The sequence below is a fragment of the Leucothrix mucor DSM 2157 genome (assembly GCF_000419525.1).
Classification (GTDB): domain Bacteria; phylum Pseudomonadota; class Gammaproteobacteria; order Thiotrichales; family Thiotrichaceae; genus Leucothrix; species Leucothrix mucor.
In genome coordinates, this window is record NZ_ATTE01000001.1 from 4,587,740 (window position 1) to 4,607,023 (window position 19,284).

Below are 19,284 nucleotides of genomic sequence, written 5' to 3' on the forward strand. Positions count from 1 at the left end.
AATTTACGACAGTAGTCGTATCAGCGTCTGCGCGTGATTCGCTGCTTCGATACCGCGTTCGGTTAAATAACCACCGTCAACTTGGTCGGTTAAGCCTTTTTCAAACAATCGGGCGGCGGCTGCAACTAATTCTTGCGGGGCTTCATGGGAATGAACTTTGATGCCGGTCGCTGCAGACTCTAGATTGAACTGTGTCAGTAGCTTAACTTCTTCCAGCTGATCGTGTATTGGCATAATTTTCTCCTGCTCCTAATTGGTCGGATTGTCTTGCGACAATGGCTCCATCATAGCTGAAAGCTGCTGATGAATCAGTTGAAATGTTGGGTTTAAAATTACAGCATTTTCAGGATGCGATCAGGTGACCAATGTTTTGATCAAACCAATGCCGGAAATCAGTATGAGCGCGACCAACACCATGCGCCGCAATTTGGCCTCCGGTAAATAATTGAACAGGCGCGTGCCGTAGTGAATCCCCACAAACATCACTGGAATAGCGACCAGTGAGGTATAGAAAATCTCTTTGGAATACACGTCACTTAGTATTGCACCGGCCATAAATGCGGCTTCGCTGATGAAGAAGTAAATCACCATGGTGGCGCGGATTCTACTCACGGTAATCCCAGAGCCTGTCAGGAATAAGGCAATTAATACGCCACCGATGGCGGCTAATCCATTAAACAAACCGGCCAAGCTGCCGACGATAACTAAGCGGATGGCGGATGGCTCGGGTTTAAAGCGAAATTGGATCAGGCTGAGTACGCAAATGACGGAGAGGTAGCTAGCGATCAACAGTTGCAGCAGGTCGGGATTAATAATCGAAAGCAGGTAAACCCCAAACATTGAGGCGAATGTGGTGCCGGCCGCTAGTGGGATGAGTAAGCGATATTGAATGTCGGTTTTGACATTGCGCATCATCATTAGGCTGGCCACGACTTCCAGCACTACCGTCATGGTCACAACGGATACCGGTGGCAGCCAAAAGCTGGTACTGGCGACTAAAAGGGCTGAAAAACCAAAGCCAATTGCCCCGCGCACAATGGACGCCATCAGAATGATCAGCAGTAAAATGATGAGCTCTAAGGGGGAGGATATAAACAGCTGGTCGAGCAAGCTATTAAGCAATGACACGGTGGTGCTCCGGCAAGGGGTTGGGAGCAGCTATGGTATGCCGTGCTTGGGTGAAAAGACTATGAGAAATCGAATCTGTACCCATCAAAAAGGGTGCTGTGGTAGCACCCTTTAGGATCAAACATTGAAGCGTGTTGCAGGCTAAACTGTTTGTTAGCTTTAGCTGTTAGCTGTTAGCTGTTAGCTTTGGCTACGCTTGTATCGGCTACTTCAGGCTCTACTGCAGTAGTTTCCGCTTCATCTTCCGTTTTGGCATTTTTACCCAGCAGGGTAGGACGCTCAATAAAGAAGTACAGTACCAGTCCAATGACTACCGCAAAGATAGTTGATTTTGGATCGGGCATTGCCAGTGTTACCGCAACGATACCCGCCACACCACGCTCCACCGAGGTTTTAAGCTGCTCCATACCGACCATAATACAAATGTAAGCAGTCAGGATTAGCGTTAGCGATAAAGCAATGGGCAGTACAGGTTTAAACAGGGTTACCAGTGGCAAGATAAACAGTGCGATTAAACCGGTAATCCAGAAGGTACCGCCACCACTGTAAATCGAGTCCATAGACTTACGGCCGATCGCATAACGCTCAGCAACGGTCGCGTGTGCAGCAGTCCAAAGTGGACCCGCCAGACCAGGCCAAGGGGCAAAGAATGAATGGACTAAGTTACGAATACCAGTCACCAAGTGAACGCGGTCGATACTCATATCGATCTTCTCATCGGTACGCAGGTGATCGATACGCTTAACCAAGGTAAAGCCGATAACAATGTCACCAAAAGCAATGACGTAGGCAATAATGGCGGTTGGAATCGCAATCAGGTACACATCCCAGTTCGGGAAGCCGACGTTAAATACTAAGTACTCAGAGAGCAGCGGGAAGTTTGGCTGGGTAATACCCCATTCGATGCTAGGCAGCGGGTATTCGCCAACAGCCCAACCGATCAGCATCGCCAATACCATACCCGGAACCATGCCGAAGTTGGCAATTTTGCGGGCAATCGGATGGTTTTCGGTGAGGTTCTTAAACGATAGTGAGAACAGTATGTAGGCTGAGATAACTGCACCTAAAATCAATGAGATTGGCGTGCCACCAATACGGCCACCGACTTTTAGCTCCCCCATAAGTGCGGCAATACCGGCACCAATAATAATGCCTGATTTCAAGGAGTTGGGAATGATCTCAACCAGCTTGGAGCCAAGCCGCGTGACCCCGAGAATAAAGAAGATAATCGCCACCTCAATCTGCAAGGCAAATAAGGCTTGTATGGCATCGGGGCCGGGCTCAAAGCCATTGAGATACACCAGCACAACCGGAATCGCGGGCGTAATCCAACCTGGAACCAACGGTACACCCAGCAGCGCGGGCAAGGTATACAGCAAGCCTGCTACAAAGGTAAAGGCCAGTGCGGCTTCATAAGGAATGCCAAGCGTGCGCTCTAGCAGGGGAATCATCGCCAGACCGACGACAAACATAATGGTGCCTTGAATCATTTCCGCGGCTTCCCAGCGGTAATGAATAAACGGCAGTCGAACATGGAACGGCCCGAGCGGCCAATAAGGCTGCTGCTCGCCTTCCTTGCGTTTAATTAGTTGCATTTCCTACTCTCCTCAAAAGTTATAGCGCTTATGCTGGTGCATAAGTTGTTAACGGCGGCAGAGTACGCGAAGAGTTTTGCCAAAAGATTGCGGGATTGTAACGGAATGTAATCTCAGCCAGAGAACCACCTGAATAGGAGGAATTTTGCTGCATCAATGATAGGATGATAACTATGGCTGTTGTGGCAAAGTAATTGACCTAACCTGACCTCTAATAATGATTTTAAAAAAAATACTATTACCAATCATTCTGCTGATTCTCGCGTATGGCTTTTGGATTAGCCCTGCGTTTAAAGAGATTGCGGCGGGTGTGGCGATTTTCTTATTCGGCATGTTGTTTCTGGAGGAGGGCTTTAAAGCGTTCACCGGTGGCATGTTGGAGCGCATCCTCGCTAAAAGCACCAATACCACTTTAAAAAGCCTGAGTTTCGGGATGGTGTCGACTACGCTCATGCAGTCCAGCTCCTTAGTCTCTGTGGTGACGATTTCATTTTTAAGTGCGGGCTTGATTAGTCTGGTGGCAGGTATCGGGATTATTTTCGGGGCTAATATAGGCACCACAACCGGCGCGTGGCTGGTGGCTAGCTTTGGCTTAAAGGTGGATATCTCAGCTTATGCCATGCCCATGCTGGTGTTTGGTATCGTGCTGAATTTCCAAAAGTCGCGCTACGCCAAAGGGATTGGCTCGGTGCTGGCAGGCTTGGGCTTTTTATTCCTCGGCATTCACTACATGAAGGAAGGCTTTGAGGTCTTTAAAGGGCATTTTGATCTCTCGGCGCTGAGTGTTGATGGCTATGCCGGTTTGTTTTTATTTGCAGGGATTGGCGCGCTAGCGACTGTGGTGATGCAATCCAGCCACGCCACCATGGTGCTGATTTTAACCGCTTTAGCCTCATCTCAAATCACCTATGACAATGCGTTGGCGCTGGCCATTGGTGCGAATGTCGGCACCACCATTACGGCATTAATCAGTGCCATCGGCGCAAATGTGGAAGGTCGGCGGCTGGCAGGTGCGCATTTACTGTTTAATGTGATTACTGGCCTGATCGCAATTGCTGGCTTGCAGCAGTTTATGCAAGCGGTGGATTGGTTGAGCTTGCAAGTCGGTATCGCCGCCGATAACTACACCCAAAAGCTAGCCATGTTCCACACGCTGTTTAATCTCACTGGCGTACTGGTGATGACGCCGTTTATTAAGCAATTAGCTGCCGCGCTGGTTCGTTATTTACCGGCTCGTACCAAAGCGCTTACCGCGCCGAAATTCCTGAATTCATCGGTGATAGATTTTCCGGAAACCATGCTGACGGCGGTTAAAAATGAAACCTGGCACTTGCTGGATTCAGCCTTTGAGATTATTGCCCATGGTATTAATTTACGGCAGCATCAAATTCTGGGGAATGAAGAATTAGGTTCTGTGATTGCTAAAGACCGCGAGCTGATTATTTTTGATCTCGATGAGGTGTATGAGAACAAAGTTAAAACCTTATACGCCGCCATTATTGAGTTTACTGCCAAGGCGAATGCGCATAGTATGCCTGAAAAATATTCAGGGGAGTTGCTGAAACTGAGTATGGCGGCCTCGGATGTCGTTGAAAGTGTGAAAGATATTAAGCACTTACGGAAAAATACCAATCGCTTTATGCTCTCTCATAATTCTGTCATACAAGGTGAGTACAATCAGCTTCGGTTGAGAATTGCGACGATTCTCCGCCAGATTTACCGGGCCAGGGATATGGCCGACGATGCCCTGTCGGTATTGGAATTGGATGAGCTTAAAGTGGAGTCAGCCGAGGCCGATATGCGAATAAACCGACGGGTCAGTGAGTTACTGCGAAAAGGGCAGATTTCATCAATGATGGCGACTTCCTTACTGAATGACTCGAAATATGCACAGGATTCAGCAAATAAGTTGATTTCTATTACACAAACTTTGCTGACGACGCATAATGAAAGAGTCACTGAAGTGGTTCAGGAAGTGATGTTAAGCCCAGAGGAAGTTGAGGAGATCAGCCGCTCGCAGAAACCTTAAGGGAATACTATGAAGTTTAAACAACTCCGTGAAGCGTTTAATACCATGATGGATCGCCTGAATGATGAAGATGGCGAGCGCGTTGAAAAGTCAGAGCTGCGTAAGCTACGGATTGCGCTGGTTGAGAAAAAAGCGCATTACCATCGTAAGCTGAGAAAGAGTATTAATCTGGCGCGTCGCGATACGATCGAGGGCAAGCTGGAAGTGATTCGTGCGCAGCTAAAAAAGGTTAAAAAGCTGGAGCGCGAACTCAACTAGTTAGGCGTGTAACTGCGAGCAACCCGAAAGCCGAAGTTCGGACGACTGGTTGCTTTATCGGCGAACTCCCGGTTGGCGGAGCGAATATCTTGCCCACGGCTGTTCCAGGCACCACCCCGTAATACTCGCACATTAATATCTGCACAGAGCTCAGTCCATGCGCTGCCATCGTTTGGCGCAAATGTATACGTGCGGTGGGAGCAATCCTCTATCCACTCTGCCACATTGCCCGCCATATCATGCAGAGCGAATTCGTTTGCTGGATAGCTGCCAACTGGCGCGGTATGGGTCCAGTTATTGTATTTGGCTTCGGCGCTGTAATTGGCATGTTTCGGGTCTGGCTGGCCACCCCAATAAAAAGCTGTCGCTAGCCTGCCGCGTGCTGCATATTCCCATTCGGCTTCGCTGGGTAGCCGGTACTGTTCGCCCAGTTGCAGGCTTAGCCAGTCGATATAGGCATGCGCATCTTCCCAGCTAACACAAGTCACCGGAAACTGGCTTTCCTGAGTGAAGCCTGGTGTGCGCCAGTTAGTTTGGCGTTGTTCAATTGGATTTGGAGAGTGGTTGATGGCATTGATTTGGCCGCAACCCTGACCATTGGCTTCGGCGGTGGTTTTGTAATTAGTGCTTTCGACAAAGTATTCAAATTGGCTAACCGTGACTTCGTGCTGCGCAATATCAAAGGGCTCGATGGAAACATCATGCGGTGGGTATTCATCACGTTTACAACCAAGGCCATTATCCCAGCCGGCGCTGCAGCCCATGGTAAATCTGCCAGCAGGCATGGGGAGCATATTGGGGTATTTGTCGGGTGCTTCGCCTGGTTTTGCAATACGGTAATCGCCGTTGTTTAGCCGTGAGTTATCAAGGTTGGCCGTGGCTAAGGCCGTTGGCGAGTCTTGCTCATCGGCCACTAATAGGTAGGTAAAGATAACCACCGATGCACCAACTAGCGCGCCAAGTAGATAAGGCATGAGTTGCCCCAGTCTGTTTGGAGATGCGCGTTTATGGATAGCTTGGCTCGCTTGCCGGTAAATAAGCCTCGATTGCTCTGGAGAAATATCATTGCGAATATCATCCAGGGCCAGCGATTGAATCGCTTTATCCTGATCGCGTTTAATCAGATAGCTGCGAATCATGTCGGCTTCGCGTTGGGCATTATCGTTTTCTTCAGGTGTTAGCTCGCCGCGCAGAACTTTTTTCCAATGTTCCGCTTCTTCCTGCGTAATTAGCTCTTGTCTAACATCCTTATCGGTCATTACAGTCCTGAACTCGTCCTGAGAAAAGCGTTGTTAGCTTATATACCGCAGTAGCTTATCAGAACTCCTGTTCAAAAACCTTATGTTAGATTGTAATTAATTATTATTTTCGGGCTTGTTTTAGATGGTTCTGGAGAAGCGGAGCACCTGATTGTCTTTGTCCTGCAGTTGAATGGCTAAGTAGCGATCAAACGTCATGGCAATATTGCGTAAGAAATAACGTCCTGCATTGCTAATACTAAAGCGCTCCGCTTCCTGATGAATCAGGCCATCTTTTTCAAAATGAGAGAGCTTGTAGAGCTCATCATTAAAGTACTCAGCAAAGTCGATTCCAAACTCCGATTCAATCGGAGCATAGTCCACGGTTTGCTGGCACATAATCTGCTGAATCACGCGTGCGCGAATCATGTCATCCTTGCTTAGGCTGACGCCGCGTTGGATGGGTAATTCACCCGCATCAAGGTGCGCATAATACTCAGGCAATGAGCTGGAATTTTGGCTGTAAGCATTGCCCACTTTACTAATGGAGCTAACGCCAAGTCCGATTTGGTCACATTCGGAATGCGTGGCATAGCCTTGGAAATTGCGCTGCAGGCTGTGATTTTTCAGTGCGATTGACAGCGAGTCGCTGGGGCGCGCAAAGTGATCCATACCAATATGCACGTAGCCCGCATCGGTTAAAAACTCGATGGTGTCGCGGCTAATGGCTAAGCGCGTGTCACGGTCTGGCAGTGACTTAGGGTCAATCAGTTTTTGAGCGCGAATCCGGTTAGGCATAAAGGCAAAGCCGTAAATGGCAATGCGATCGGCGCCGGAGTCCACGACTTGTTGCAAGGTGTCACGGAAGCTTTCGCGGGTTTGGAAGGGTAGGCCTGCCACCAAATCTACTGAAATGGATTCCACACCGCTGGAGCGCGCAGCATCAAAGACGGTATCGACTTGTTCACGGCTTTGTACACGGTTAATGGCATGCTGCACTTCGGTGGTGTAATCCTGCACGCCAATGCTGATGCGGTTAAAGCCCAATGTCGCGAGCTCGTTAATATCGGTGTAGCTGGCAAAGCGCGGATCGATCTCAATACTGATTTCTAAGTCTTCCGGATAGCTTAAGTGGAAGTGGCGCGCGATCATGCTCAGCAATTCGCGGTGCTGTTCCGTGCTTAGGAAGTTCGGTGTGCCGCCGCCTAAATGAATTTGAGTGACTAAGCGGTCGGAGGCAAATAAGCGGCTTTGCATTTCGATTTCACGAAATAGGTATTCGAGGTATAGCTCGGCCTTATCCGGATTTTGCGTCACAATTTTGTTGCAGCCGCAGTAGTAGCAAAGCGAGTGACAAAAAGGAATGTGAATATAGAGCGATAGTGGCCGCGGAATCAGCTCGTCATTGCTGTTGCTGGCATGGCGAATGTAGTCCTGCTGACCGAAATTACCCACAAACTCGGGCGCAGTCGGGTAGGAGGTATACCGTGGACCTTGCGTATCGTATTTTTCTAGCAGATCAAGATTAAAGTCCAGTGACATTAGAAGTGCCCCTATGCGCTCAAAATAAAGGCTTATGCTACTGTTAAAGGGGATTGGCTGGCTTTGATGTAAATCAATTTGTTGGAGCTTGTCTGAAATGATTGCTTATTTTCTTGTCTACTTGTGCTGCTTGTGCGAATCTCAAGACTGATTACCTGAACTATGGAGCGAGATAAATGATGGCAAATTTCAAGACCCTATTGGCCTCCTTCGTATTGCTTTTCGTGTGTGTACTTAATGTACAGGCTGAAGATGCTGAAAGTGTTGTGGTAGTTGAGATTGTTGTCAGCGAGTTAGATGCCGATGCTGTGGCCAGTACGATTTCGGCGCCTGTCGAGGTCTTGATGCGCAGTTTGGATGGGGTGAAACTGATCTCCGCAAAATCCAGCGATGGCGAGGCGTCCATTAGTGTGAGTTTCGGGCCGACCGAGAACGCCACGAATGATGCCGTGGAACGGGTACGCAATGCCTTGGAGGGCAACCTTGGTCAATTGCCGGACAGCATTACCAGCTTTTCGGTTAGCTACTCAGCTGTAATTCAAAACCAGATTCGAGCCGTTCCGCCGCGCTCATTTGCCGGTCGATATTTAGGCAGAATTGAGAGTTCAAATGAGTTTTTGCCGATTATTACCGTCTTCAATAAGGCCTCTAACCCTGCGACGGGGACTTCTGCTGGCCTGTATTACATGAGTGAACCAACGCGTCTGATCAATGGCCGTTTGACTAACTGTACCGATAGCCGTGCGCGTGAAGTAAAGTGTCGCTGGCAAGACCGATACGGAAGCGGCGATGTAACATTCGGTTTTAACGGTAATTATTCAAGCTTTGAAGGACGTTGGACCGTGAAGGGTAGTGAAGGTGAGTTCGCCTGGAGTGGTTTTAGTGTGAAATTGCCGGCTGAGTAATTACCCGACAAAACAGTTTTGATTGGCGAAAAATTCATGTATTCGATATATAGTTGACTAGTAAATATAAGTATTCAAAATGTAGATAGATGGTATATTGTATCGCGAATATAAGATTAAGTTTATTACTCTACTTATTTGGAGATGGAAGTATGAAAAAACGTTTAACGCTGATTGCTAGCGCATTCCTGAGCATGGGGCTAATGGCTTCAGCTTCTGCTGAAACCCTGAAAATGGCCTACGATGCTGACCCAGTCAGTATGGACCCTCAAGAGCAGCTTTCAGGTGGAACTTTACAGCTTTCCCATATGACTTTTGATCCGTTGGTACGTTGGGCAAAAGACTTAAGCTTCGAGCCTCGCCTTGCTGAAAAGTGGGAGCAGGTTGACGACAACACTATGCGTTTCTTCCTGCGCAAGGGCGTAAAATTCCATTCTGGTAACGAGATGACAGCCAAAGACGTGCTGTTTACCTTTAACCGTTTGAAAGAATCCCCAGACTTCAAAGGTATCTTTAGCATCTTTAAAGAAGCTAAAGCGGTTGATGACTACACGGTTGATTTGGTTACCGATAAGCCATTCCCATTGGTACTAAACAACGCGACTTACATCTTCCCAATGGACAGTGCTTTCTACGAAGGCATGGATGAAAACGGTAAGCCGAAAGATGCCATCGTAAAAGCGGGTGATTCATTCGCATCACGTAACTCATCCGGTACTGGCCCATTCACGGTAACAAGCCGCGAGCAGGGTGTAAAAGTTGAGTTTGCTCGTAATCCGGATTACTGGGATACCGAGTCAAAAGGTAACGTGTCTAAAATCGTTCTGACACCGATCAAAGAAGATCCAACTCGTGTTGCAGCACTGCTGTCTGGCGATGTGGATTTCATTGCACCGGTTCCACCAAACGATCATGAGCGTATTAAGGCAAGTGATAAAGTTGATCTGATCACCATGGGTGGTACACGGATTATCACGTTCCAGATGAATCAGGAACGCGTTGAAGCATTTAAGAACCCTAAAGTTCGCTTAGCGGTTAACTATGCAATCAATCAAGTGGGTATCGTAGACAAAATCATGAAAGGTTTTGCGACGGCATCTGGCCAGTTGAGCCCTGCAGGTTACTTGGGTCACAACGAAGCATTGGTTCCACGTTATGATGTGGCTAAAGCGCAAGAGCTGATGAAAGAAGCAGGCTATGAAGATGGCTTTAGCGTGACGATGATGGCACCGAATAACCGCTACGTGAACGATGACAAAATCGCTCAGGCAGTGGCTTCTATGCTGGCAAAAATCAAGATCAAAGTTGAGCTGAAGACTCTGCCAAAAGCACAGTACTGGCCCGAGTTTGATGCGCGCGCTGCTGACATGATGATGATCGGCTGGCACTCAGATACTGAAGATAGTAATAACTTCTTCGAGTTCCTGACTGCATGTCCAAACAAAGAGACTGGTGCTGGTCAATACAACGCAGGTAACTACTGTAACCCTGAAGCTGACAAGATGATGGCTGAAGCGAATGCAATTGTTGATCCTGAAAAGCGTGCTGAGATCATGCAGAAGATCGAGCAAATGTTGTATGACGATGGTGCCTTCGTGCCGTTACATTGGCAGAACCTGGCATGGGCTGCGAACAAGAAAGTGGACATCGAGCCAGTGCTTAACGTAATGGATTTCCCATACTTGGGCGATCTGGTTATCAAAAAATAAGATAGCCACACAGTCAGTTGGGCTTGCCGTTATGACATGGCGGCAAGCCCTTCGATAATCGTTTGTTGTAACAACAGTGGCCTCACTACTCTGTGAGCGGCCTTCCCCAAATTCAAAAGATAGTATTTCAATGATTGCATTCTTGCTCAAGCGGTTGATGCAAGGACTGGTCGTGATGTTCGTTATCAGCGTGATCAGTTTTTCCATTCAAGATAATCTCGGTGACCCGCTCCGGGATCTGGTGGGACAGTCCGTCTCCGAAGAAGAACGTCAACTCATGCGCGATGATATGGGGCTTAACGACCCGTTTTTTGTGCAGTACTGGCGCTTTGCCAAAAAGGCCGTACAGGGCGACCTTGGCACCTCCTACTTTTTTAAAGAACCTGCTTTAGAAGTTATCGCGAAAAAGCTGCCGGCCACGCTGGAGTTGGTGTTTGGCGCGACAATTATTATTGTGTGTTTATCGGTGCCGCTCGGTGTGTTCACCGCCATTCACCCCAAACACTTCGCCTCCAAAATTATTATGGGGATCAGTACCGTCGGTATCTCTGTGCCGGTATTCCTGACCGCCATCGGACTCATATACTTATTCTCAGTTGAGCTAGGTTGGATGCCATCCTACGGGCGTGGTGAAACCTATCAGATCACTGAAAACTGGGACACGGTACTGCTGACGGCCGATGGCTTGAAGCATTTGGTGTTGCCATCCGTCACGCTGGCTTCGATTATGTTGCCGTTGTTTATTCGACTGATTCGCTCTGAAATGATGGAAGTGTTGCAGTCGGAATACGTGAAATTTGCCTGGGCTAAAGGGATTTCACCGAAGCGTATCTACTTTCTGCATGCTTTGAAAAACACCATGCTGCCGGTTATTACGGTGGGTGGGGTACAGATTGGAACCATGGTGGCTTACACCATTTTGACTGAGACCGTGTTTCAGTGGCCGGGTATGGGCTTCTTGTTCCTGGAAGCTGTTAACCGTGTCGATACCCCATTGATTGTGGCGTACCTGATTGTGGTCGGGGCTATTTTTGTGATTACCAATACCTTGGTTGATCTGATTTACGGTTTGGTTAATCCCACCGTCAAACTGATAAAGCGGTGAGGCGATGAATACTATGAGTGATAACACAACAAAGAAAGCGGCTAAGCGATTGGTCGGTGAACGCCCGAGCCGCATGAAGCGGTTCCTTGGCTCGCACTTTTGGCACAGTTTCAAAACTGACCGTGTGGCACAGATTAGCTTCCTGCTGTTTTTGACCGCCGTGATCATGGCGTTGTGCGCGCCGATTCTAGCGCCATTCGACCCTTATGATCTGGCTGCCATCGACATTATGGATTCGGAAATCCCGCCAAGTTGGAAAGAGGGCGGCGACTCACGATTCTGGCTCGGTACGGATGCCCAAGGCCGTGATATGTGGTCGACCATTTTATATGGCACGCGCCTCTCGCTAATGATTGGTATCTGTGCGGTAATGTTGCAGGCCTTTCTGGGCATCATTTTTGGCTTGGCCGCAGGCTATATCGGCGGTCGTGTCGATAGCGTGTTAATGCGTATGGCTGATATCCAATTATCGTTCTCTACTTTGATGGTAGCGATTATTGTCTTGGCGATTTTCCAAGCGAGTTTTGGGGCAGAGCTGTATCAGGAGCTGGCAGTAATTATGCTGGTACTGGTCATTGGTATTGCCGAGTGGCCGCAATATGCGCGCACCATTCGTGCCTCGGTATTGGCTGAAAAAGAGAAGGAATATGTGGATGCGGCACGCGTGATGGGTTTGCCATCGCCACGCATTATGTTCCGCCACATTTTGCCCAATACCTTGTCACCGATTTTGGTGATCTCCACGGTGCAGGTCGCGAATGCGATTATCTCTGAGGCGTCTTTGTCGTTCTTAGGCTTGGGTATGCCGGTGTCGCAGCCGTCATTAGGCTCGCTAATTTCCAGTGGTTTCGCGTATATCCTATCAGGCTCTTGGTGGATTTCAGTGATTCCCGGTGTGATTCTAATCGCCATTGTATTGGTCATGAATCTACTCGGTGACTGGCTGCGTGATGTGCTAAACCCCAAACTGTACAAAGGCTAGGAGAGACTTATGCCATTATTATCGGTCAATAATCTCGAAGTGCAGTTTGCCCTGAGACAGGGTGCAGTGACGGCACTGCGGGATATCTGTTTTAAACTGGAGCGCGGTGAGCGCTTGGGTGTGGTGGGAGAGTCAGGTGCCGGAAAGTCGGTACTGGGATTCTCGATTATTAACTTGATTAGTAAGCCCGGTGCGATCACGCATGGCGAAGTGGTTTACGAAGATCAAAACCTTGCAGTGATGGATAACAAGCAGCTGCGCAGCATTCGCGGTAATCGCATTGCCATGATCTTTCAGGACCCAATGATGACGCTGAACCCAGTGCTCACCATTGGTGCTCAGATGGTTGAGTGCTTACATGCGCATCGCAAGATTAGCAAAGCGGAAGCGCGTGCGATTGCTTTGGATAAGCTCAAGCAGGTGCAAATTCCCTCGCCGGAAACGCGTTTAGATCAGTATCCGCATGAGTTATCCGGTGGTATGCGCCAGCGTATTGTTATCGCGATTAGCTTGCTGCTCGACCCTGATTTGATCATTGCGGATGAGCCGACTACGGCACTGGATGTGACGATTCAGGCGGAGATCATGGATCTGATTCTCACTTTGTGCAAAGAGCACAATGTGGCGCTGATGCTGATTACGCATGACTTGGGCGTGGTGGCAGAAGTTACTCAACGCACCATGGTGATGTACGCCGGACGCATTATTGAGGAAGGCCCGACGCAGGAAATTATTCACAATGCGCGCCATCCTTATACCCACGGTTTGATCAATGCTTTGCCGGAAATGACAACGCCTGGCCAACGCTTGAATCAAATCCCGGGCTCTATGCCATCGCTGCAATCGATTCCTGATGGCTGTGCGTTTAGAGCGCGTTGCGATCGTGCGATTGAGGTTTGTAAAACGCAGGTGCCGGGCTTACAACTCCAGCAAGATGTCAAAGTAGCCTGTCATTTGTATAGTCCGGAGAATGAGGTGCCACATGGGTAATTCATCCGCGCCATTAGTTGAAATTAAAAATCTGCACAAACGTTTCTCAATCTCTGGTGACTTTTTAGATCAGATCAAGTTTCAGGGCGGGCGTCTCGTTCGTAAGCAGGAATTTGTACATGCCATCAACGGTGTGACCTTGGATGTTAAGCCCGGCGAAGCCTTGTGTATCGTGGGTGAGTCTGGCTGCGGAAAGTCGACTGTCGCGCGTAATGTGATGGGTTTGCTAACACCGAGCGAAGGTGAAATTCATTACCGTGGCGAGCGCATTGATCACTTAAGCGCTAAGGAACTGCTGCCGTATCGCCGGAAAATGCAGATGATTTTCCAGAACCCTTACGCCTCGCTCAACCCGCGGATGACCATTAACAAGACGCTGCAAGAGCCGATTCGTTTTCACAATCCTAGTTGGAGTGAAGATGAGGTTAAGGACAAAGTCGTCGAAGTCATGGAGTCGGTCGGAATTGACCCTGGCTGGGGCGTGCGTTTCTCGCATGAGTTCTCCGGTGGTCAGCGTCAGCGTATTAGTATTGCGCGGGCCTTAGCGGTCGACCCTGAGTTCATTATGGCTGATGAGCCGATTTCGGCGCTGGATGTGTCGATTCAGGCGCAAGTGCTGAACTTGCTGATGGAAGCGCAGGAAGCACGTAATCTTACCTATATGTTTATCACGCATGATTTGTCGGTGGTTGAGCACTTTGGAACACGGGTTGCTGTGATGTATCTCGGTACGGTGTGTGAAGTGGCGAAAACGGCTGACTTGTTTGCGACGCCAAAGCACCCTTACACGCAGGCGCTGTTATCGGCGATTCCACGTTTGGATGCGAAAAAGCGTCCGCACATTAAGCTGCACGGTGAAGTGCCAACGCCGGTAAATTTGCCGAGTGGTTGCGTATTCCACGGACGTTGCCCGCACGTTAACCAGCGCTGTAAGGAAGAGATTCCCTTAGTGCGTCAGGTGGATGGCGGCGGCGTGGCCTGCCATGCAGTAGAGGAAGGGCGTATTTAAGCTTAGTATGGGGATTGCCGGAGTCGTCTTATTAGCGATATAAAGACGACTCCAAACCCTCACTACAGGAAATGCCATGACACACGCCAAGCCTATGCGCGACTTTGGTCTCGAAGTCTTTTTCTCCCGCTGGGAATTCAACGCTAAACACCACATGACGGCTTCGGATTTGGAAAGCATGAGCTTATCTGAACTGCTTGCCATGGCATCACCGGAAGATAAATCCGCGTTTGAAAACCTATGGCTTGGCTACACCGAAACGTGGGGAGCGCCCGCGCTGCGAGTGGAAATCGCCAAAACCTATGAGTGCATGCAACCAGAGAATATTCTGTGTTTAGCTGGTGCGGGCGAAGGCTTGTATACCGTTGCCAAAGTGCTGTTGAGCGCCGATGATCATGTCATCGTACCCACCCCAAATTATCAAAGTGCCGAAACGGTGCCGTTATCAGTGTGTGAAGTGACCGGCGTACCGATGCACTATCAGCCGCCACAGCCTGATCAAAACGGCATTGCTAATGGCGGTTGGCGATTAGATCTTGATGATGTACGCGCGGCGATTCAGCCCAATACCAAACTGATTTCACTGAACTTCCCGCATAACCCAACCGGCATGTTGATGGGGCGTGAGGACTTAGATGCGCTGATTGCCTTATGCCGCGAGCATGGCTTGTATCTGCTGAGCGATGAGGTGTATTACGGCGTTGAGCTTGACCCTAGCAACCGCATGCCGCAAATCGCTGATATTTATGAGCGGGGTATTTCACTCAACGTGATGTCTAAAGCCTATGGCATGCCGGGCTTACGCGTGGGCTGGATTGCCAGTCAGGATAAAGCACTGCTGCAAAAAGTAGAGCGCTATAAGCATTATCTGTCGATTTGTAACTCGGCACCCTCTGAGCAATTATCACTGATTGCCCTTAAAAACCGTGAGCAGATACTGGGCCGCAACCACGCTATCATGCTGGACAATGTGGTGTTACTGGAGCAGTTATTTAATGACTTTCCGGGACTGGTTGAATGGCAACGCCCAATGGGTGGCTGTGTTGCATTTCCTAAATACACCGGCCCCGGAACCGGGGAAGAATTCTGCCGATTATTGATTGAGGAAAGTGGCGTGCTGCTACTGCCATCGTCGATTTATTCCTCCGAATTGACGGACGTACCGCAAGATCATTTCCGCATTGGTATTGGCCGCGATCAAGTGTTTAAAGACGGGCTGGCCGCAATGCGCACGCACTTTGAGACGCATTACTCCGATTGATGAAATAACGCTGGCCATGCACCGAGTCATTCGCTTAGAGTCGGGAGCTCATTAAGCAAGGTCAGTACTATGAATTTGGGATTTATGCAGGCCATTGGCGCCTTTTTCATCTGGGGATTATTCCCGCTGTATTGGAAGCTGTTGCAGTCAGTACCGGCCACGCAAATTGTGGCGCATCGCATTGCTTGGTCCTTTGTGATTCTGTTTATCGTGATCCTGCTCACCAAGCGCAGCAAAGAGCTAATGGCGGGCGTTCGCAATAAAACCACGGTCGGCATTTATGCGCTGGCTGCGGTGTTGGTCAGCATCAACTGGGTGGTTTATGTGTGGGCGGTGAATGCCGGTTTTGTGGTTGAAACCAGCTTGGGCTATTTCATTAATCCCCTAGTGAGTGTGTTGCTCGGTGTGGTGTTCTTGAAAGAGAGACTGCGTAAATTGCAATGGGTAGCGGTTGGCTCGGCATTTTGCGGCGTGCTATATCTGGCGCTAGTGTATGGTCAAGTTCCTTGGATTGCTTTAACGCTGGGCATCTCCTTTGGCTTTTATGGCTTGGTTAAAAAGAAAGCGCCGCTGGGGTCTATTTCTGGTTTGACCGTGGAAACCTGTGTGCTGTTTTTGCCAGCGCTTGGATTTTTGCTTTATAGCGAATGGCAGGGCGTGGGGAGCTTTGCACACTCCGGCCCGTTAGATATTGGGCTACTGATTGGGGCGGGTTTGATCACGACAGTACCTTTATTGTTATTTGCTTCTGCGACTAAGAATGTGCCGTTGAGCTTGGTGGGGATTTTTCAATATATCGCACCGACCATGCATTTAATGTTTGGGCTGTTCGTGTTTAAGGAAACGTTTACGTTCCATCAGTTTGTGGGTTATGGTTTTGTTTGGCTGGCGGTGTTGTTGTTTATTGTAGATGGGATTCGGCGGTATCGGGCTAATCAGAAGGTGGCGAAAAAGGTAAGTGGTATCAGTAAAGGCAGTCTTAACAACCTAAAGCCACAAACAGCGATAAGTGATGAGGAGTCAATGCTCAGTGCGATTAATGAACGTAATTAATGCTGTGGTTGCTTAAGGTTTACGAAGGTGGTTTAGAATAATGTTGCCACATCTAAATATGAGACAGCGTTGGTGCCATCACTGAACTCAATGCTGTCTCCGCTGTAAACCACATGGGACTGCGCCAATGCCGCGTTTTTTTCAGAAAAGTGCTGTAGGCCTTTTTTAAAGCGAGCATTCCAGGTAGATGCTGCTTTAATTTCCACACCTGATAGCTGGCTGCCGGACTTAAACAGCAAGTCAACTTCATGGCCAGCACCATCACGAAAGAAATACAAATTCGGCGATAAGCCATGGTTGTAGCGAGTTTTTAGCGCTTCCAGAATAACCAGATTTTCAAAGATATTTCCGATTAAGGGGTCTCTACGAACCTGATTGACTCGTTCAATATCGAGCAAGTAAGTCAACAATCCGGTATCCGTGAAATAATACTTTGGCGACTTAATCACGCGCTTCCCAAAATTCTCAAAGTAGGGCGGCAGCTTGAATACGACAAAAGAAGCTTCCAGAATGGATAACCAGTTTTTAATGGTTTTACTGTCCACGCCAACATCATTAGATAACGAATCGAAATTCACCAACTGGCCCACGCGACCGGCCAATAGCTTGATGAATTTTTCAAATAAAGTGACGTCTTTTAAGTTAATGATTTGGCGAACATCGCGCTCCAGATAAGTCTGGTAGTAGTTGGCGTAGGCAGTATGTGGGCGCTGTTTCTGATCGTAAATACGTGGCAAAAAACCCTGAAAGATGTACTCTTCGAATGTATCAAAACTGATTCCAGCCTCGCTGAGCTCCGCAATGCTGAGAGGTAGCAAATGCAGCATTCCGGTTCTGCCTGCCAGTGATTGCGTAATGGCTGCGCGCAATTCCAGTTGATGAGAGCCGGTTAATACAAACTGGCCATTCTCACCCGTCTCATCCACGATGCCCTGTAAATAGCTGAGTAAGTGCGGTGTGCGTTGGATTTCGTCGAAAATTACCTTGCCTGAGTACTGCTTGAGAAAAGCCTTGGGATCTTCTGTCGCGATAGCGCGGGTTTCCGGATTTTCCAGACTGACGTAGTCATAATCGGGTAAAGCATTACGGGTGAGCGTCGTTTTACCGGCTTGTCTTGGACCGAGTACGGTAACGATCGGGTACTCTTTAAGCTGTGTGAGCAGCTCTGATGTTAGGTGTCGTGGGATCATGTAACTAGAGTATATCCTGCAAATCCGGAGTTCAAGTCCGGATTTGCAGGATTTTTAGTATCCACGAGTAATCGTTCTATGGGTAACGTCACTATTCAAAGCGTAGGGTAGTCGGTATAGCCTTCTGGACCCGGCGTATAAAATGTACTCTGGTCCGGTGCATTCCATTCAATACCTTTAGCAATTCGCTCTGGCAAATCAGGGTTCGCTAAAAAGCCTGTTCCAAACGCAATCGTATCAGCCTTACCTTCGGCAATAGCCTGCTCCGCTTCTTCTGCGTTATAGCCCATATTGGCGATCAGTATGCCCTGATAGTTTTCACGAGCGGCAGTCATTACGTCGGCTTCCTGCTGGCCGAAGAAATCACTGCGCATCATGTGCAGATAAGCTAGATTCATTTTGTCCAAGCGAGTAGCCAGATAAGTCACCAAGCCAACCGGATCACTGTCTTTCATGCTGTTAAAGCTGTTGAGTGGGGATAAGCGCACACCAACACGCTCGCTGCCAATCGCATCCGTTACCGCGCTTAATACTTCAAATAAGAAACGTGCGCGATTTTCCATTGAGCCACCATAGGGTGCACTGCGCTGGTTTGCGCTTTCGCGTAGGAATTGGTCAATCAGGTAGCCGTTTGCACCGTGTACTTCCACGCCATCAAAGCCGGCAGCAATCGCATTTTTAGCGGCTTGTGCGAAGGCTTCAACAATGCCCGGAATCTCATCATCGCGAAGTGCGCGAGGGGTTGCATTTGGCACCATGCCATTCGGAGTATGAATTTCGCCATCAATCGCAATTGCGCTGGCCGAAACGGTCTCTGCGCCATTGTTTAAATCAGGGTGTGCTGCGCGTCCGGCATGCCAGATTTGCATAAAGATTTTGCCGCCAGCTTTATGTACTGCGTCGGTGGTTAGCTTCCAGCCTTCAATTTGCTTTTCAGAGTAAATACCTGGCTCAGTTCCAAATGCAGAGGTATTTTCCATCACCATGGTGCACTCGGTAATCAGCAGGCCAGCACTGGCGCGTTGCGAATAATATTCTGCCATCATGGCATTCGGTTGGTGTTCGAGACCCGCGCGGCAGCGTGTTAGTGGTGCCATAATCGTGCGGTTTTTTAGCGTCATTGCGCCAACTTTAATTGGATCTAATAACATGGAATAGTCCGTTTATTTGAATGCAAAAAGCCTGAGGCATCAGAGTCTGATGCAACGGTTTGCTGATAATTATTAAGAGTGTGTCTAAGCGGAAATGATGCGGGTGGTTTTGGCTAAAACAAGAGGCGTTACGGAATCG

General features: G+C 48.8%; 17 protein-coding genes. 10 read left to right on the top strand and 7 right to left on the bottom strand.

Translation table 11 applies throughout. The annotated features are described in order from the left end of the window. Positions 1 to 3: 3 nt before the first annotated feature. The 3 genes from LEUMU_RS0120970 to LEUMU_RS0120980 all read right to left on the bottom strand — a co-directional run bounded on the left by LEUMU_RS0120970 (position 4) and on the right by LEUMU_RS0120980 (position 2,723). Positions 4 to 234 (bottom strand): TIGR02647 family protein, encoded by a 231-nt coding sequence (locus LEUMU_RS0120970; RefSeq protein ID WP_022954271.1) that lies wholly within the window; start codon positions 232 to 234, stop codon positions 4 to 6. Positions 235 to 354: 120 nt separating this feature from the next. Beyond that, positions 355 to 1,128, bottom strand: coding sequence for a sulfite exporter TauE/SafE family protein (locus LEUMU_RS0120975; RefSeq protein ID WP_022954272.1), 774 nt, complete (start codon positions 1,126 to 1,128; stop codon positions 355 to 357). Between the two features lie 173 nt (positions 1,129 to 1,301). Next, positions 1,302 to 2,723: a solute carrier family 23 protein gene (locus LEUMU_RS0120980; RefSeq protein WP_022954273.1), complete on the bottom strand. Its 1,422-nt coding sequence runs from the start codon at positions 2,721 to 2,723 to the stop codon at positions 1,302 to 1,304. A 217-nt stretch (positions 2,724 to 2,940) separates the two neighbouring features. Here LEUMU_RS0120980 and LEUMU_RS0120985 point away from each other — a divergent pair, with 217 nt between their 5' ends. Both LEUMU_RS0120985 and LEUMU_RS0120990 read left to right on the top strand, forming a co-directional pair. Then, positions 2,941 to 4,752, top strand: a complete 1,812-nt coding sequence (locus LEUMU_RS0120985) for a Na/Pi cotransporter family protein (protein WP_022954274.1) — start codon at positions 2,941 to 2,943, stop codon at positions 4,750 to 4,752. Positions 4,753 to 4,761: 9 nt separating this feature from the next. Next, positions 4,762 to 5,010, top strand: coding sequence for a hypothetical protein (locus LEUMU_RS0120990; RefSeq protein WP_022954275.1), 249 nt, complete (start codon positions 4,762 to 4,764; stop codon positions 5,008 to 5,010). Here LEUMU_RS0120990 and LEUMU_RS0120995 read toward each other — a convergent pair. Continuing rightward, complete coding sequence (locus tag LEUMU_RS0120995) at positions 5,007 to 6,269, bottom strand: formylglycine-generating enzyme family protein (protein WP_022954276.1); 1,263 nt, start codon at positions 6,267 to 6,269, stop codon at positions 5,007 to 5,009. The genes LEUMU_RS0120990 and LEUMU_RS0120995 overlap by 4 nt on opposite strands. 120 nt (positions 6,270 to 6,389) lie before the next feature. After that, complete coding sequence (gene hemN / locus LEUMU_RS0121000) at positions 6,390 to 7,790, bottom strand: oxygen-independent coproporphyrinogen III oxidase (RefSeq protein ID WP_022954277.1); 1,401 nt, start codon at positions 7,788 to 7,790, stop codon at positions 6,390 to 6,392. 176 nt (positions 7,791 to 7,966) lie between these two features. Between hemN and LEUMU_RS0121005 the strand changes: the two genes are divergently transcribed. From LEUMU_RS0121005 to rarD, 8 genes are all read left to right on the top strand, one after another. Next, on the top strand, positions 7,967 to 8,695 hold the full coding sequence (locus LEUMU_RS0121005) for an efflux RND transporter permease subunit (protein ID WP_022954278.1): 729 nt from the start codon (positions 7,967 to 7,969) through the stop codon (positions 8,693 to 8,695). 152 nt (positions 8,696 to 8,847) lie between these two features. Continuing rightward, the gene (locus tag LEUMU_RS0121010; protein WP_022954279.1) at positions 8,848 to 10,404 is read left to right on the top strand and encodes an ABC transporter substrate-binding protein; all 1,557 of its coding nucleotides are present in this window, start codon (positions 8,848 to 8,850) and stop codon (positions 10,402 to 10,404) included. A 130-nt stretch (positions 10,405 to 10,534) separates the two neighbouring features. Then, complete coding sequence (locus LEUMU_RS0121015) at positions 10,535 to 11,509, top strand: ABC transporter permease (RefSeq protein ID WP_022954280.1); 975 nt, start codon at positions 10,535 to 10,537, stop codon at positions 11,507 to 11,509. Between the two features lie 13 nt (positions 11,510 to 11,522). After that, positions 11,523 to 12,491, top strand: a complete 969-nt coding sequence (locus LEUMU_RS0121020; protein WP_022954281.1) for an ABC transporter permease — start codon at positions 11,523 to 11,525, stop codon at positions 12,489 to 12,491. Between the two features lie 9 nt (positions 12,492 to 12,500). Then, positions 12,501 to 13,481 (top strand): ABC transporter ATP-binding protein, encoded by a 981-nt coding sequence (locus LEUMU_RS0121025; RefSeq protein WP_022954282.1) that lies wholly within the window; start codon positions 12,501 to 12,503, stop codon positions 13,479 to 13,481. After that, a complete protein-coding gene (locus LEUMU_RS0121030) occupies positions 13,474 to 14,490 on the top strand; it encodes an ABC transporter ATP-binding protein (RefSeq protein WP_022954283.1) in 1,017 nt (338 codons plus the stop codon). The genes LEUMU_RS0121025 and LEUMU_RS0121030 overlap by 8 nt, the downstream gene beginning before the upstream one ends. Before the next feature lie 76 nt (positions 14,491 to 14,566). Next, the gene (locus tag LEUMU_RS0121035) at positions 14,567 to 15,751 is read left to right on the top strand and encodes an aminotransferase class I/II-fold pyridoxal phosphate-dependent enzyme (protein WP_022954284.1); all 1,185 of its coding nucleotides are present in this window, start codon (positions 14,567 to 14,569) and stop codon (positions 15,749 to 15,751) included. A 69-nt stretch (positions 15,752 to 15,820) separates the two neighbouring features. Next, positions 15,821 to 16,804 (top strand): EamA family transporter RarD, encoded by a 984-nt coding sequence (gene rarD / locus LEUMU_RS27190; protein WP_022954285.1) that lies wholly within the window; start codon positions 15,821 to 15,823, stop codon positions 16,802 to 16,804. A 32-nt stretch (positions 16,805 to 16,836) separates the two neighbouring features. On the opposite strand, the gene LEUMU_RS0121045 is transcribed toward rarD, so the two are convergent. Beyond that, a complete protein-coding gene (locus LEUMU_RS0121045) occupies positions 16,837 to 17,994 on the bottom strand; it encodes an ATP-binding protein (protein ID WP_022954286.1) in 1,158 nt (385 codons plus the stop codon). A gap of 95 nt (positions 17,995 to 18,089) precedes the next feature. After that, positions 18,090 to 19,145, bottom strand: coding sequence for an alkene reductase (locus tag LEUMU_RS0121050; protein ID WP_022954287.1), 1,056 nt, complete (start codon positions 19,143 to 19,145; stop codon positions 18,090 to 18,092). Positions 19,146 to 19,284: the final 139 nt, after the last annotated feature.